The sequence below is a fragment of the Bifidobacterium goeldii genome, from assembly GCF_003951095.1.
Lineage (GTDB): Bacteria > Actinomycetota > Actinomycetes > Actinomycetales > Bifidobacteriaceae > Bifidobacterium > Bifidobacterium goeldii.
Genome location: NZ_QXGL01000003.1, coordinates 313,685 through 329,229, shown reverse-complemented (window position 1 = coordinate 329,229; position 15,545 = coordinate 313,685). Strand labels below are relative to the sequence as shown.

Annotated in this window: 13 protein-coding genes; 1 reads left to right on the top strand and 12 read right to left on the bottom strand. The window is 54.5% G+C overall.

Annotated features, from left to right (window positions below):
* Nucleotides 1-63 precede the first annotated feature (63 nt).
* From D2E25_RS06505 to D2E25_RS06455, 11 genes are all read right to left on the bottom strand, one after another.
* Nucleotides 64-1,485, bottom strand: a complete 1,422-nt coding sequence (locus D2E25_RS06505) for an alpha-L-fucosidase (protein ID WP_125981101.1) — start codon at nt 1,483-1,485, stop codon at nt 64-66.
* A gap of 107 nt (nt 1,486-1,592) precedes the next feature.
* Complete coding sequence (locus tag D2E25_RS06500; RefSeq protein ID WP_125980998.1) at nt 1,593-1,772, bottom strand: DUF6903 family protein; 180 nt, start codon at nt 1,770-1,772, stop codon at nt 1,593-1,595.
* Entirely contained in the window at nt 1,769-2,701 is a 933-nt protein-coding gene (locus tag D2E25_RS06495) for a carbohydrate ABC transporter permease (protein WP_125980996.1), read from the bottom strand. Before D2E25_RS06495 ends, D2E25_RS06500 begins: the two co-directional genes overlap by 4 nt.
* Nucleotides 2,702-2,714: 13 nt before the next feature.
* Nucleotides 2,715-3,650, bottom strand: coding sequence for a carbohydrate ABC transporter permease (locus D2E25_RS06490; RefSeq protein ID WP_125980994.1), 936 nt, complete (start codon nt 3,648-3,650; stop codon nt 2,715-2,717).
* A 131-nt stretch (nt 3,651-3,781) separates the two neighbouring features.
* Nucleotides 3,782-5,125, bottom strand: coding sequence for a carbohydrate ABC transporter substrate-binding protein (locus D2E25_RS06485; protein WP_125980992.1), 1,344 nt, complete (start codon nt 5,123-5,125; stop codon nt 3,782-3,784).
* A 350-nt stretch (nt 5,126-5,475) separates the two neighbouring features.
* Nucleotides 5,476-8,022 carry a glycosyl hydrolase family 95 catalytic domain-containing protein gene (locus tag D2E25_RS06480; protein WP_125980990.1) on the bottom strand — a complete coding sequence of 849 codons (2,547 nt, stop codon included), beginning with the start codon at nt 8,020-8,022 and terminating at the stop codon, nt 5,476-5,478.
* Nucleotides 8,023-8,091: 69 nt separating this feature from the next.
* Entirely contained in the window at nt 8,092-8,532 is a 441-nt protein-coding gene (locus tag D2E25_RS06475; RefSeq protein ID WP_125980988.1) for an RbsD/FucU family protein, read from the bottom strand.
* Between the two features lie 108 nt (nt 8,533-8,640).
* Complete coding sequence (locus tag D2E25_RS06470) at nt 8,641-9,531, bottom strand: dihydrodipicolinate synthase family protein (RefSeq protein ID WP_125980986.1); 891 nt, start codon at nt 9,529-9,531, stop codon at nt 8,641-8,643.
* Complete coding sequence (locus D2E25_RS06465; RefSeq protein ID WP_125980984.1) at nt 9,486-10,436, bottom strand: amidohydrolase family protein; 951 nt, start codon at nt 10,434-10,436, stop codon at nt 9,486-9,488. Before D2E25_RS06465 ends, D2E25_RS06470 begins: the two co-directional genes overlap by 46 nt.
* Nucleotides 10,437-10,479: 43 nt before the next feature.
* Nucleotides 10,480-11,271, bottom strand: a complete 792-nt coding sequence (locus tag D2E25_RS06460) for an L-fucose dehydrogenase (RefSeq protein ID WP_125980982.1) — start codon at nt 11,269-11,271, stop codon at nt 10,480-10,482.
* A gap of 46 nt (nt 11,272-11,317) precedes the next feature.
* Nucleotides 11,318-12,601 carry an enolase C-terminal domain-like protein gene (locus D2E25_RS06455; RefSeq protein WP_125980980.1) on the bottom strand — a complete coding sequence of 428 codons (1,284 nt, stop codon included), beginning with the start codon at nt 12,599-12,601 and terminating at the stop codon, nt 11,318-11,320.
* A gap of 179 nt (nt 12,602-12,780) precedes the next feature.
* On the opposite strand from D2E25_RS06455, the gene D2E25_RS06450 reads away from it, so the two are divergent.
* Nucleotides 12,781-13,818 (top strand): LacI family DNA-binding transcriptional regulator, encoded by a 1,038-nt coding sequence (locus D2E25_RS06450; RefSeq protein WP_125981099.1) that lies wholly within the window; start codon nt 12,781-12,783, stop codon nt 13,816-13,818.
* A 127-nt stretch (nt 13,819-13,945) separates the two neighbouring features.
* On the opposite strand, the gene trpE is transcribed toward D2E25_RS06450, so the two are convergent.
* Complete coding sequence (gene trpE, locus D2E25_RS06445) at nt 13,946-15,520, bottom strand: anthranilate synthase component I (RefSeq protein ID WP_125981097.1); 1,575 nt, start codon at nt 15,518-15,520, stop codon at nt 13,946-13,948.
* Between the last annotated feature and the right edge of the window lie 25 nt (nt 15,521-15,545).

Sequence of the window (15,545 nt, the reverse complement as noted above, 5' to 3'; positions counted from 1 at the left end):
CGTGTTCGTTCGAATATGGTCGTTTGCCTGTGTGCAACAAGTCGCGCTTGTTGTGTGTGCTGATTAGTCTGCTTCGACGGCGATAGCCGCCGCAAGAGTAGGACTAATACGGAATGCTGGTACGCGTATTTCCAGATGATCGGTAACCACTGGTGCAAAGCGAATAATTCGCTGATAACCAACTGATTCCTTGGTGGCAAGCAGTCGGCTTTCAGCAGGACGACCAGATCGTACTTCGACAACGTCAATGCGTTGACCAACTTCGATCTGCTCTCGCAATACCACTGCGTTAATACGTCGCGCAGTTGCAAAGTCGAGCGTGACGGTCGGATCCGGGTCTTCGCCATCTGGCATCCAGTAGTCGCTACCGGCTGCCGTGCTCAACAATGCTGAAGGGTCAATACCGCGCGGATTGCTTGACAGACCAACAGTTACCCCGTCGGTGATCATGCGCGATGTAAAGTCAGCGATGAGCTTGCCAAGACCTGCGAGTGCCTGCACGTCAGCGTCGGCGATCAAACCTTGCGCAGTGGGTGGCACATTGAGCAGGAAGGTAGCGTTGCCGCCGACCGAGGATGCCCAAATATCAAACAGTTCTTGCGGGCTGCGCACTTGTGCATCTTCGTTGGCGTGGTAGAACCAGCCGGGGCGAGTGGATGTGTTCACTTCTGACGGGTACCATGCGAGCGGCCCATCATAGTGTGCGAGTGCTCTGCGGCTGCCGAGATCTTCCTCATCGGAACGTACGAGTCGGGAGAATTCACCGTCGTCAGCTTGTTGCGACTTGGCGGCTGTCAATTCAGCAGAGCGCAGTCGTTCTGGTACCACACTCCACTCGTTTTCGCGAGTGTGCCCTGCTTCATTACCACACCAGCGCACGTCAGGGCCGGATACGCAGATAACAGCTTCAGGTTGCAGTGCGCGCACGACGTTGTAGTAACGCTGCCAGTCGTACTGCTGCTTCTTGCCATTGGGCCCTTCACCGCATGCGCCGTCAAGCCACACGCAGAAGATTGGCCCATAATGAGTGAGCAGTTCGATGAGCTGGTTCACGTAGAAGTCGTCGTAGTCTTTGCCGCTGCCATATGTGGCTTCGGTGCGATCCCATGGTGAGAGGTATACGCCGAATTTCAGTCCATGACGGCGAGCTGCATCAGATACTTCGCGTACAACATCGCCTTTGCCGTCTTTCCATGGGCTGAAGGCTACGGAGTGCGTGGTGTAACGCGATGGCCACAGGCAGAATCCGTCATGATGCTTGCAGGTGAGGATCACGCCAGTCATACCAGCGGCTTTGAGCGCATCCATCCACTGATCTGCATTGAATTGTTGCGGATTGAACAGTGCTGGATCTTCGTGGCCAAGTCCCCATTCACGGTCGGTCATGGTGTTCATACCGAAGTGGGTGAACGCATACATTTCCATGCGCTGCCAGTCGAGTTGGCGCCTGGCGGGGCGGATGTTGGCGAGATAATCCTCATTCATGGTTGTCTCTTTCGTGCCTTGTGCGAGTTGTACGTATCGGCGTTCATGCGTGCAGCGGGCGGCCAGATAGTCGCGGTTCTCTCCGACCGACCACTGCACACGCGCAATTACTTTTGCGAGCGGTTGTAGATCCACAGCATGAGGACTACGCCTGCCAGTCCGATGCATTCAAACCCGAGGCTGGCCCACGATGTGGTTCTGGCTCCGATGATCGTGATAATGACGAATACGACATACAGCACAATCTTGAGTGCGGCGATCAGGCCGCGGCGAGTTTTATCACTCATTTCAGGCCTCCCATAGTCGAGGTTTGCAGCAGCTTCTTCTGCACGATGGCGTAGAAGATCAGGACAGGCACCATGACGATCACCATGCCGGCGTACAGACGGCCGTAGTTGGTAGCAGCCTTCTGGGTCTGCATCAGGTTGAGCAGGCCGACCTGGATGGTACGGTCCTTGCCGGTGAGCAAGGTCATGGAGATGATGTAGTCGTTCCAGTAGCTCAGGAAGTTAAACAGCATCGACATGGAGATGGCAGGCATGGCCATCGGGAAGAAGATGCGCACCATGATCGTGAACTGGGAAGCACCGTCGATGAGCGCTGCTTCTTCGAAGTCCTTAGGAATCGAAGCGAAGAAGTCTTGCAGCAGGAAGATCGTGAATGGCAGCGAGGTCGCGGCGTACACGACTGCCAGCATGACCGGGCTGTTGACGAAGAAGCCGTTGGGGAAGATCTCGTACAGCAGCTTGTCAGCATCCACGAGCATGAGGAAGATCGGCACGACGATGTAGTTCACGTTGATGAACAGGCCGCCCTGAATGGCGAGCTTCAAAATCCTCTTGCCGGGGAAGTCGAAGCGGGCCATCACATAGGAGCACGGCAGTGCTACCACCAGTGCGAGCACCATGGCCAGCGCGGTGACAAACACGGAGGTGCCGAAGTACTGGCCGAGGTTTGCGTCTTTAAACGCGTCGAGATAGTTCTGCCAGTGCAGGCCCTGCGGCAGGGTCCACGGATTGCCATAGAACTCGCTCTTGTCTTTGAAGGAGGCGAAGAACACCCACACGACAGGCACGAAGATCGTCAGCGCGCACAGCACGAGTACGATCTGGCCGACTGCGCGGCCAACAGTCCACGCATTTTCGGAACCGCGTGCCTTCGCAGGCTTGAAGAACTTGGACGACTTGGTGCCGCCCGCAACGTTTGCTGAAGTCATTGTCGGTTGCCTCCTACAGCTGCTGGATAATGTCACGCTTGGTGACCTGGCTGACGAGCAAGGACAGCAAGAAGCTGAACAGGAAGATGATCACGCCGATGGCCATACCGTAGCCGTACGTTGAATTGGTGTACGCCTGCTCGTACATGTAGCCCAGCAGTGTCTGTGATGCACCATCGGGACCACCGTTGGTCATAGCAGTTACGAGCACGAAGCTTAGGTTCACGGAGCTGATGATGAAGAAGGTGAGCGTGGTGCGGATGTTCTGCCAGATCATCGGAATGGTGATCGAGAACAGCTGACGCACTTTGCCGGCGCCGTCGATTTGGCTGGCCTCGTACAGGCTCTTATCAACACCGGCCATAGAAGACATGTACATGACCATGTAGTAACCGAAGGACTGCCACACCATGGCGAAGGCGATGGAGTAGATCACGATCTTCTGGTCGCCAAGCCATACGCGCTTCAAAGCGCCAAGGCCAAGGAAGCCGAGTGTGCCGTTGAGCAGACCGTCGTTCTGATCGTAGATCGCGGAGAAAATGGCGGCGATGACGACGGCGGAAAGAATGGAGGGCACGTACATCACGAAGCGCAGGAAGCCAGATCCAATGATCTTGTCCTGGGTGAGGATGGCGGCGAAGATGATAGCGATTGGCATGGTGATCGAAGTGACGACCACAAGCAGAAGGACCGTGTTCTGGAAGGCGTGGACGAAGTTCATGTCCGTGGCCAGAATCTTGAAGTTGTCGAATCCAACGAAAGTCTGGTCGTCGGAGAAGCCGCTCCACTTGAAGAACGACATACGGAACACGTTGACGGTCGGAATGACCATGAAGATGATGAACAGAATAGCGGTGGGCAGTGCGCACAGGATTCCGAATCGCGACCTCTTGCGGTCGAGTACGGTCCTTTTCGCCTTCTGACCACTGGCGCGAGTCGACTTCGACATCGATATTCTCCCAGATGAGATGGTGATTGATTGGACATGACAAAGGCCGCCATGCGCCGCTTCCGGGGAACCGGAACCACATGGCGGCCTTGGTGAAATACTGCTACGAACCTTTGCGGGTGCGAGCTACCTTACTTGGAGGAAGCCTCGTTGAGCGCGTTGCTGGTATCGTTCAGGGCCTTCTGCCAATCGGCCAGGCTCTTCTTGCCGGAGGCCACCGAGTCGACTGCGGTGTACAGGTCGTCCTTGATGTTCTTGCCTTCGACGGAAGCAGTGGTGGAGAAGGAGCCAGCGACAGCCTTCACGCCGTCCTGGTTGTAGGCGTCGTAGAAGACCTTCATCGTGTCGTCAACCTTGTCGGTCATACCCTTGATCGGCTGGACAGCACCGGTCTTGTTGAAGATGTCAGCAGCGGTATCGGAGTACAGGAAGGCCATGAACTTCTTGGCTTCCTCGATGTGCTTAGCCTTCTTCGGGATCCACACGCCTTCGATCGTGGTGTTGATGTAACGGGTGCCGCCTTCAGTGGTGGTCGGAACCGGAGCGAAGCCCCACTCGAAGCCATCGGTGCGCGGAGCATCCTTCATTTCGTTGACGATCCAAGTGCCGTTCGGCATGAACAGGGACTTGCCGTCCAGCACGGACTGCTGGTTCTTGGTGAAGTCCTGGCTGTTGGCGTAACCAACGGTGTCAGGGTTGAGGTACTCGGTGACCAGCTTCTGCACGAGGGTCAGAGCCTCGGTTGCATCCTTGGACTTCCACACGTCCTTCTTGTAGGTCATCACATCGGTGTAGAAGTCGTCGCCACCGATATCGGCCAGCAGAGCGTTGAAGAAGGCGTCGAAGTAGCCGGCGGTCGGGTAGGTGAACAGGGAGATGCCCTTGGCCTTAGCCTCATCGCCGAGCTTGAAGAACTCGTCCCACGTGGTCGGCACTTCCCAGCCGTTCTGCTCGAGCAGGGTCTTGTTGTAGACCAGGCCAGACGGCGAGTAGTACATCGGCATCAGATAGGTCTGATCATCGCCGTACGGGTTGGTGTACAGGCCGATGATGCCGTCGACGAGCTTGTCCTTGACAGTCTTGGACTCGCCCGGCACGGTCATGTCGAGCACGTCGGTAACATCCTCGAGAGCCTTATCCTTCAGCATGGTCTCGGTCAGGCCGGACTCGGTGCCCTGGCCCAGCTCAACGATGTCGGGGTAGTTGCCAGCCTTCATGCCTGGGGTGATCTCGTCCGCGATCTTCTTGGAGGTCGTCAGTTCGATCTTGACATCCGGGTTGAGCTTCTCATATGCAGCGACGACATCCTTGTACATCTGTGCGCCGTAGCCACCTTCGAAGGCGGCGAACTTCAGCGTAACCTTACCGTCAGCGTCGCCACCCGCGCTGCTGCTTCCGCAGGCAGCCAGCGGGACGACCATCGCGCAGGCGGCAACGGCCGAGATCGCTACCTTGGCCATAGATACCTTGTTCATGTCGACTCTCCTTTGTCGTTTTTTATAAGGTAAGTTAACTATATCGTCGTTGATTTCATTAAGATTAACTACTTTGTTAACTTATCATTGCCGTTAATCGGCGAACAATCTTCATGTTAACGTAGTTTTTCATTATTGTAAAGTTGGCGTACAAAAAAGTGTCGTGATACCTCACGAAGACCTTATGTAAGGCCGGATTACAATATGCGCATCGCTCATAATGGCGTGTTTTGAGGCGTTTCGCGTTGACGTTCACGCACTGCGTCACACGCCATCAATGCGCATAGAACGCAAATCGGGGCCCGACCACAACGGTCAGGCCCCGATTACACGCGCTATCTACAGTGCAGTTACAGTGTTTCTTTCAGCGTGAGTTCACCATCCGACAATACAGAGTCATGAGGCGCATGACCGCCAACCGCAACGCGGATAGGCAGGTCCGCAGGCCCGGACAAGCGGCATGTCACAACGCCATCGCGCCAATGCAGTTCTTCAACAGTAATGCCGCCTCGAGCTTTAAGCCCATACGCTGAGCCAACCGGCCACTCGCCCGGCAATGCTGGAAGCAACCGCACTACTCCCCCATGACTTTGCACGAGCATTTCCGCACATGCAGCACTGAACCCAAGATTGCCATCAATTTGGAAAGGCGGGTGCGCGCACAGTCCGGAAGCATACAGTCCTCCGCCACGCACGGCGGCTTCTGCGCCGGCAGGAACATGCCTCAATAGGTGCCGGATTGCGTCAAGCGCGCGCTCCCCGTCACCGAGTCTTGCCCACATCAGCATGCGCCATACAATGCTCCACCCAGAACCGTCAGCTCCGCGACGAATCATGGTTGCGTAAGCAGCATGACGCAACGCGCGTACATCCGGGCCAGCAGCGTGCGCCGCACTGAGAACAGTGCTGTCACCTGTATGATCATCGCGCAATGCTGCATCGCCTAAACCAGTGCCCGGATGCAGCTCATACAAGTGTGACAAATGCCGGTGCTTCGGATCGGCTTCTTCAAGTGGTGCATCCCATTCAAGAACGGTGCCGTTGGGCGCAATACGCATAGGCACAATCCGTGGCAGCGCATGGCGAACGTCTTCAATCAGGTCAATGTCAGCTTGAACCGTATCGGCGTCTAAATGTTGTGCTGCTTCGAGCACGTCGGCGAACAAGTTGCGTACAATCGCCAGCGTATCTTCAGTACATCGAGCAACAGAAGCCTGTACCCCGTCGATAACAAACTGGTTTTCTGGCGAGGTAGCCGGCACGATCGCCAACCCATATTCCGTTTGCGTTAATTGTGAAAGGCAGAATCGTGCAGATTCGCGCAATATGGGCCAAATCGACGCTAGATAATCAGTGTCATCTGGGTAAAACAGGTAGTCGTCGAACAAGTTACGGCACATCCACGCTTGGCCGAACGGCCAGAACGCCCACATGGGGTCACCGTTTGCCGGCGTAGCTTTACGCCACAAGTCAGTGTTATGAAAGACTGCGCTACCGGGCGCTCCGAACACATTGCGCGCTGCTTGAGCGCCAGTATTGAGCAGTTCACGATTCATGCGCGCCAATGGTTCGATAAGCTCATGCAATGCGCATGGGCCAGTCATCCAATAGTTCATTTCCGTGTTAATGTTCACGGTGTAGTCGCCACACCACGGCGGGATTTTCTCATCCGACCATAATCCTTGCAGGTGTGCCGGCTGATTGCCTGGCCGAGAGCTAGAAATTAACAAATACCGCCCGAAATCAAACAATGTCTCGCACAGCGCAGCCATATGCGCATTGACAGCAGCGGCATCAACACTGCGTGCATCTGAAGCAACCCTATCTTGTACAGCCTCAGCCACAGCGTCCATCGCTGCCGCGACATCAATCGTCGAATCTGCGCTACTACTCTCCCCTATGTGCACTGTTACGCGGTCACAATACTGCCGATAGTCAGCACTATGACGTTCACGCAGCACGCGCATATCAGGGCGCACGCTCAAAGCCGCACGACTACGATCGAACAGCGTATGCAGCACCTGTTCGCTATCGCGTTCAGGTTCTTGGTCGCTGCCAGTAAACCCAGTGGCAACAACCAAACGAATCGTTACCTCAGTAACATCGTGGCAGATGAGTCCGTTCTGCGTTGCTTCAAGCGCCGGTGTAGCAGACGCAGCCGTTACGTTGATCATCGCAATGCCTGCATATCCCATGCCAACTGCTTGGCTTTCTGGCTCCCATGGGTGCTCGCCCATATCGGCGAGCGTTGCAATATTACGTCCTGGGCACTGTCCGAGAACGTTGATGCGCGCGCAAGCCGTGTTGTTCGCGGTCGTATTAGGCTCGATGATTGTGCGCGTATCGGTAATGAAACCGCCACTGAACGTGACTGTGCACGAGAACAGTTCCGTAGAAACAGCATGGTAGACGAGCATGTCGTCGGGCGCACTACAGAATGCGTCAATATCAATGGCAGGATGCGCGCTTGGCTGAATGTGCTCGCACGCGAGCGCTGAAGCCAGATTTAGTTCGCGCCAATACGGCTGCGCTGACTCGTGAGTTGCTGCCGTATTCGTCAGCGCGTCGATATGCCAGTCGTCAGCGTCCAGATAGTCAACATGCAGGTTGCCAAACGGTTCAGGCATTTGCACGTCTGCGTCTTTCCACGTGCGTTCGCCAATGAGTCGATCCGCTTCGACATATTGGCCTTGGGTAGCGAGTTGGGCAGCCTTTCGAATCGTTGCGGGATCGAGGTGTGAGGGCACGTCCTTGGGGTATCCCGACCATAATGTGTCCTCATTGATAGCAAGCACGCTATGCCCGATGCGGCCGTACCACATCGCGCCAAGCCTACCGTTGCCCAGTGGCATGCCTTCGACCCAGTGTTCAGCAGGCTTGCATGATGTCATCCTCATTGATGTCTCTTTTCTCTATACGCACTATCTATACGCACTATCCGAAAGCGCAATACGGCGTACACGCCACTATTGCAGTACCACACCTTTTTGCAACATAATGTTCGCATATTGTGCGCGTTCTGATGTCGCAATAATTGCATATGCGCTTGTTGCCTGCTTATAGAATGCGAATCGCTCAACCGTGCCGATTGCCTGCTGTGCGCGATTGTCATGCTCAGCGATAATGCGCGTATAGTCATCCCAGATCGGCGTTTCAACTGGGTCGCCGGGTACAACTTCCATAAGCGTAACTGGCTTGTCAACGTACGTGTCTAACGGCATGAGCTGCAAGATTGCTTCCAGCAATTCTGGAACGCCATGCCCATCGCAGCGAATTACTACAGCGTCACGTCCGACTGACTCAACAGGAAAGTTCCCATCTGCGATAACGAGTCGATCACCATGCCCCATTTCGCACAGTGTTTTGAGTAATTCGGGCGAGATAATTGGCGGGATTCCCAACAGCATACAGTCACTCCTTTGTTTCTTTGCGTTTGTACCCTCTGCGTCATATGAAACCGTGTGAAGCCGCGGCGCACATGGTGATTGGCGCCGCGGCTTGACACAATCATGCTTCTATGAGGCGAGCAGATCTGCGATAGCTGCCCGCTGCTCGTCAGTGAGTGCAACATGTGGCTCGCGAATAGTGACGTCAATAGGCAACCCTTGTATACGGACTGCTTCTTTGATTGCACCAATGAACAAGTCTGCTTGATCATAGACGGCCATGAGTGTGGAAATGCGACGTGCATGCATAATGGCTGTTGCCTCATCACCGTTTTGCCAAGCGCGATGCATGGCCGCGAACGTTTCCGGCTCTACATTGGTCAAACCGCATAGCACACCGTTACCGCCAGCAATGCGATTAGGCACATAGTATTCATCAAATCCGGAGAGCACACTGAAATCAGGGTTGACTTTACGCACTGCGGCGATCACTTTGCGCGTGTGGCTGATCGTGTCAACCGTATCCTTGATGCCGACGATGTTCGCATGCTTTGCAGCAAGCGAAGCGACTAGTGCAGGGTTCAGATCGCTGCCGGTGCGAGCCGGGAAGTTGTAGAGCAATACTGGCATGGATACCGCATCTGCAACGCGTCCGAAATAGCGTTCCGCTGCCGCGTCAGAGGGACCGAAATAGTATGGAGACACCACAACAAGCCCGTCAGCGCCGGCTTGCTCAGCGTGACGCGCGAAGGCAATCACTTCATCCATGTTGGTTCCGCCCACACCAACCAGTACTTTGGTACGGCCAGCAACGTGGCGGATAGCGAAGTCAACGGCCTTGATTTTCCATTCGAGCGTGTACGCGTAGAATTCGCCGATACTGCCGAATAGCAGCACGCCGTTAATGCCCGCTTCGATGAGATGATCAAGGTGACGCCCCCATAACTGTTCGTCAAGCGAACCGTCCGCTTTGGCTATCGTGATAGAAGGGCAAAACACGCCTTCAAACTGGGCTCCCATGTGGTCTCCTTTGCAGTGTTTGCAATGATTGTAGTGTTGTCAATGGTTTGGTTTGCGCCGTCTGCCAAGCTCGCAATGCTGGTAGCGTTCGCCATGTCGATGTGGTAGACCTGCGCTGCGGTGTCACGGAACAGACTTTCGTCATGGCCTTCTTCATCGATGAGCATGCGAAGATGTTCTTCGAAACTGGAGTACGTGCCAACAACTGGCCAGTTTGACGCGTACATGCGCCGACCAGCAAACGTCTCACGCGAGAAGGCAAGCAGGTCGCGCACAAAAGCACGATCAGCGGTCGGATATCCGGAAACCTTAATGTACGTGTTTGGTTGTGCAGCCAAACGTCGCATTGATTCCCGGTACTGTTCAGTAAAATCTGTTGGCGTCACATTGCCCATGTGATCGATCACCATCGTGGTATCTGGCGCCTGCTCGTGTGCGGCCGCAACATCATCGAGCTCATTGATGCGAGCGCATACGTCGAACGGTAAGCCTGCTGCGCCAAGCATGCGCAAGCCGCCGATAAACTCATCATCCATACAGCGTCCAGGTTGCGATGATGGGATATGCAGTGGATCGCGCACACCATCTGCAAACAGCGGCACGCGCATCCATGGCTTGGTACAAGCGCGCATTACGCGAGCGAGAATCAGCGGATCATGGTTTGAAGCGATGAAGCGATCTTCTTGTTCAGGATCATCGCAATCCACTTCTACGTAGACACCGCCGAGCAAACGCACGCCATCGGGAGCGAACGGCGCGTACGCCGCTTTGAACATATCCAAGCTCCAATGGCGGCGTAATGCTGGGTCAGCATTATCAAGCCATGGAAGGCGTTGGACGGCCGGATTCCAAATGTGGAAGTGGGCGTCAATAATGTCCAATGTTCCACTGTCGTGCGCGCTCATGATGTCCTCCTTGATATCTGCACGTCGCCAACAGGCTGTGGTTTTATGCTAATGCGCGATCGAGATGCACGTATCCGCCGTCTACGAACTCCCACTGGCCTGTGGTGTGCGAAGAGCGGTCAGACAGTAGGAACGCTACGGCGTCGGCGATCTCATCCACGCTGGTCATGCGGTGGCCGAGCGGAATTTTGGAACAGATCTTGTCGAGCTGTGCCTGCTGTGCTGCCTCGTCGCCAAACGTGGTGATCCACTTGGCGTACAGGGGTGTCCACGCTTCGGAGACAACCACGGCGTTCACACGCACGCCGTCGGGGGCGAGTGCCGCAGCCCATTCGCGTGTGAGCCCTAGGATTGCGCCCTTAGCAGCTGCATATGCGCTGGTTTTGCCTTGACCAGTGAGCGCGGTTTTCGAAGAGATGTTGACGATCGAACCCTTGGAACGGCGCAAATGATTCACGCAGCAGTGGGCAAGCTCATAGTAGTGCGTGAGGTTACCGTGCAGCGATTCTTCGAATTGACGCCATGTGGTGGAGTCAAGATCGAGGTTATCGTTGCGGCCAGCATTGTTAACAATGCCGTCAATGTGGCCGTAATCGCGGGCAACTTCTTCAACGAGTGGAGCGATCTGGTCCGTGTCGTTGAGATCAAGCAGATAGGTGCGATAGTTGTCGGTAATCTGACCGATGGCTTGCTTGAACTCGTCGAGTGCATTGTCGGAACGGTTGATGACGACTGGGATTGCGCCTTCTTGTGCTAAGTGCAAGGCGATTGCTTTGCCGATGCCTTTGAAACCGCCGGTGACGATAATGACCTTGCCTTGTAAATGTAAATCCATAATGATTCCTTTACGCCGATATTTTTGGGGCTATTGATGCTGGTGTTCAGCCGCGGTACAAGTATTTGCGAGCTTCTTCGAGCTTCATGTCAACACCGGATCCTGGTGCAAGAGGCGCTTGGTAGCGGCCGTTGACGATACGCGTGGGGTTGACGAAATATTCGTGCTGATTATCGACGTATTCGATAACGCGATCATCCCATGTTCCAGATACCGCGAGATAGTCGAACATTGCGAAATGGCACACGGCTTCGCACAGGCCAACACCGCCTGCGTGAGGGCATACGCGTACGCCGAACTTATTAGCTAACAGGTATTCGAGTACGATCTCTTGCGGACCGGCGACGCGGGTGGCGTCAATCTGCATGACCTTGAAGGAGCCTGCTTGCAGATACTGCTTGAACATAATGCGGTTTTGCATTTGCTCACCGGTAGCAACCGCGATCGGGTCGATAGCCTTCTGAATAGCTGCGTGACCGAGCACATCATCTGGGCATGTGGGCTCCTCAACCCATTCGAGATCGAAATCGTGGAAGTGGTTAATCCACTCGATGGCCTGCGGCACATCCCACACCTGATTAGCATCCACAGCGAGACGTACATCGTCACCAATAGCCTCGCGAGCCAAAGCCAAACGACGCAGATCATCATCCAAGTTCTGGCCAACCTTCAGCTTGATTTGCTTGAAGCCTTTGACCTGGGTTTCTTCCTTGGCAATGGCGATCATCTTGTCATCTGAGTAGCCAAGCCAGCCAGCTGCGGTTGAATATCCTGGGTAGCCGAGCTTGAGTAGTTCAGCTTCGCGGGTCTCGAGGCCGTTTTTACCGCGGCGCAGCATGTCGATCGCCTCATCGGGCGTAAGCACATCGGTCAGGTAACGGAAGTCGAGCGTAGAGACCAGTTCTTCAGGCTCCATGTGAGCGAGCAGTTGCCACAATGGCATGCCAGCGCGCTTGGCTTTCAAATCCCACAGGGCAGAGAGGACAGCGCCGATCGCCATGTGTTCAACACCTTTTTCAGGACCAAGCCAACGCAGCTGTGAATCGTGAACGAACATGTCCCATGCGGCGCGCATATCATCAAGCAAGTTTTCAACGTTGCGGCCTACCAGCGTGTGGGACAGTGAGTCAATGGCAGCAACAACCACGTCGTTACCGCGACCGATGGTGAATACGAAGCCGTTACCAACCAGGCCATCGTCGGCATCGGTGGAAACAGCAACGTACGCAGCGGAATAGTCAGGATCTTTGTTCATCGCGTCCGAGCCAGACAGTGTGCTGGATGTGGGGAATCGCAAGTCGTACGTGGTAACAGCGGTGATTGTGCTCATAAAACAGCTCCTTTGCATGTTGGCTTCTTGTTGTATCATACACGATTTTTCGAATATTTATTTCTTATTTTAGAAATTTTCTTTCTTTGATAACGAAATACTGCGATACACTAAGTGGTATGCCGCGCGCGCCAAACCGCGCACAAGGCAACTTTGTTCACGAGCGATCGGAGACGTATATGATCAGCCCGGCACGGAGCACTACCACCAACGCTGATAAACCTTCCGTAGGTGATATCGCGCGTATCGCAGGTGTATCTGCCGCCACCGTTTCCAAAGTGATTAACGGGCGTGACGGCGTAGCCGCAGCCACTCGAGAACGCATCGAACACATCATGGCCGAAACTGGCTATTCAAAGCCATTAGTATCAACCAAAGTGTCGCAAACCATCGAACTAGTGCTCACCGAAATACTTCCCAATGGCACCGACGCGATGATCAAAGAAACCACCGATTACGCACAAACGCTGTCCCTCGGCGTTACCGTGAGCGTTAGCGGTCGTGGTGCGCGCAGTGAGCAACGCTTCCGTGAGATTCTCAACCGTAATCCGCTCGGCGTTATTTTGTTGCTCTCGACGGTTACTGAACGCGAAAAAGCACTCTTGCGATCGCGTAATATTCCATTCGTCATTATTGACCCAGTTGGCCAAGTGCCAGATGATACGTTTGGCGTCGGCATAGACAACTGGACTGGCGGCTTAATCGCTACTGAATACCTTATTTCGCTTGGTCACCAGCGTATCGGCGTAATCACCGGGCCTGAAGATGCGCAATCCTCGCAAGCCCGCTATGGAGGCTACATGACTGCCATGCATCGTGCTGGTCTTGAACCCGATCCTCAGTTGATTGTGCACGGCGACTATACCGCAGAACAAGGCTATGCGGCCGCTTGTGAGCTTCTTGATCTGCCTGAAGAGCAACGCCCAACAGCGATCTTTGCATTCAATGACATTACTGCAATCAACGTGTATCGCGCGGCACGTCAGCGTACGATGACACTGCCTGAAGATCTTTCTGTAGTGGGATTCGATAACGTATATCCCTCGCAGTACCTCTACCCCGCGCTCACTACCGTGAACCAGCCGTTTGATCTTATTGCGCGCAAAGCTGTAGACATGATTCTTGACGCCCGCGGCGATGTTGACGGCGATCGTTGCGTTATCTTTCCTACGCAATTAGTTGTGCGTGAAAGCGCATGCCCGCCCAAACAAGCGTGAGGTCACTCACTCCCCTACTAGCCACAGATCTCCCCTACTAGCCACAGATGCCGTGTGGGTGCATACCTTTTAACGGCATGCACCCACACGGCTACTCTTCGCAGAACATCATCTGCGTATTACATGGTTACAGGCTCTTGAGCTGCGCGGCAATTTGAATAGCTTCAACACTCGCTTCAGCCTTGTTACGAGTCTCTTGCCATTCGGTGGCAGGCACCGAGTCAAGCACAATACCAGCACCAGCCTGCACGCTAGCCTCATGGTTGCGCAAGAATGCGGTACGAATCGCAATAGCCATATCCATGTTGCCTGAGAAATCGAAATAGCCGACGGTGCCGCCATAAATACCACGATCAGCAGCTTCCAGCTCGTCGATAATCTCCACTGCGCGAGGCTTAGGCGCACCAGACAAGGTACCTGCTGGGAACGCTGACATGAACACGTCAAACGCAGTCAACTTCGGATCAACCGTGCCAGTCACTGTCGAACAAATATGCATGATATGGCTAAAACGCTTGATGTCCATCAGCTTGACGACTTCCACGCTTTGCGGCAAGCACACCTTGCTCAAATCATTGCGCGACAAGTCAACGAGCATAATATGCTCGCTGCATTCCTTCGGGTCAGCAAGCAGCTCCTTAGCAAGACGCTCATCCTCTTCAGGAGTAGCGCCGCGCGGGCGAGACCCTGCAATTGGGAAGGTCATCGCATGACCATTGTCCACCTTAATCAGGGTTTCCGGGCTTGAGCCGATCACGTTGAAATCGCGGCCTTCAGCGTCAGTCAACGTCATGAAATACATGTACGGGCTGGGGTTGAGCGTTCGCAGTACGCGGTATACATCAAACGGGTCAGCTGGCGAGTCAAGATCGAGTCGCTGCGAAATCACCGTTTGGAACACGTCACCATCAACAATGTGACGCTTCGTTTCTTCCACCCAACGCTCATAGTCAGCCTTCGGCGTGCGGAAACGAAGCTCAGGCTGCTGAACACTGGTGTCCAACATGCTGACTCGCGCTTCGCCTTCAACAGGAGTCGCAGCTTTACGCTGCATGTCTGCCAGTCGCTTAATCGCCTCATCATAGGCAGCGTCAGCGCGCGTAGGCTTATCGTCAACGTTCACTGCGTTGGCAATCAGCCATACCGAACCAGAAACGTGATCAACCACGGCAATATCAGTAGCCAATGCCAATGCTAGTTCTGGTTGACCAGTCTCATCAGGTGCACTACCGCGCAGCGTAGGCTCCCAATGACGAATCGCATCCCAACCAACTGAGCCAACTAAGCCACTCGTCAGATTTGGTAAACCCTTTACATGCGGCGCCTTCAACGTTTTCAGAGCAGCATGTGCAACCTCAACAACATCGCCTTCACGCGGCACACCAACCGGCACCTTGCCCAGCCAGTTTGCTTTGCCATGATCAGAGCGCAATTGGGCAATAGAATTAACGCCAATAAAACTGTATCGGCTCCACGAGCCGCCGTATTCTGCAGATTCAAGAATGAACGTGCCAGAACGCCCGCCAGCAAGACGTTCATAAAAACCGACCGGTGTGAGCGAATCTGCAAGTAAACGTCGCACAATGGGAATCACGCGGAAACCAGCGTCAGCAAGACGGTGAAACTCTGCGCGGTCAGGCCAAGTGCCGCCCCAGTTGAGATGTTCAACACTGCATGTCGCATCGGCTCGAGACTGCTGCATCGCATTGTCTGACTGATCGTTTGCC

Coding starts and splice junctions, on each gene's coding strand:
- D2E25_RS06505 (WP_125981101.1), bottom strand. CDS start 1,485: ATGAATGAGGATTATCTCGCCAACATCCGCCCCGCCAGGCGCCAACTC.
- D2E25_RS06490 (WP_125980994.1), bottom strand. CDS start 3,650: ATGTCGAAGTCGACTCGCGCCAGTGGTCAGAAGGCGAAAAGGACCGTA.
- D2E25_RS06460 (WP_125980982.1), bottom strand. CDS start 11,271: ATGGATTTACATTTACAAGGCAAGGTCATTATCGTCACCGGCGGTTTC.
- D2E25_RS06450 (WP_125981099.1), top strand. CDS start 12,781: ATGATCAGCCCGGCACGGAGCACTACCACCAACGCTGATAAACCTTCC.
- D2E25_RS06455 (WP_125980980.1), bottom strand. CDS start 12,601: ATGAGCACAATCACCGCTGTTACCACGTACGACTTGCGATTCCCCACA.
- trpE (WP_125981097.1), bottom strand. CDS start 15,520: ATGCAGCAGTCTCGAGCCGATGCGACATGCAGTGTTGAACATCTCAAC.
- D2E25_RS06470 (WP_125980986.1), bottom strand. CDS start 9,531: ATGGGAGCCCAGTTTGAAGGCGTGTTTTGCCCTTCTATCACGATAGCC.
- D2E25_RS06480 (WP_125980990.1), bottom strand. CDS start 8,022: ATGAGGATGACATCATGCAAGCCTGCTGAACACTGGGTCGAAGGCATG.
- D2E25_RS06495 (WP_125980996.1), bottom strand. CDS start 2,701: ATGACTTCAGCAAACGTTGCGGGCGGCACCAAGTCGTCCAAGTTCTTC.
- D2E25_RS06500 (WP_125980998.1), bottom strand. CDS start 1,772: ATGAGTGATAAAACTCGCCGCGGCCTGATCGCCGCACTCAAGATTGTG.
- D2E25_RS06465 (WP_125980984.1), bottom strand. CDS start 10,436: ATGAGCGCGCACGACAGTGGAACATTGGACATTATTGACGCCCACTTC.
- D2E25_RS06475 (WP_125980988.1), bottom strand. CDS start 8,532: ATGCTGTTGGGAATCCCGCCAATTATCTCGCCCGAATTACTCAAAACA.
- D2E25_RS06485 (WP_125980992.1), bottom strand. CDS start 5,125: ATGAACAAGGTATCTATGGCCAAGGTAGCGATCTCGGCCGTTGCCGCC.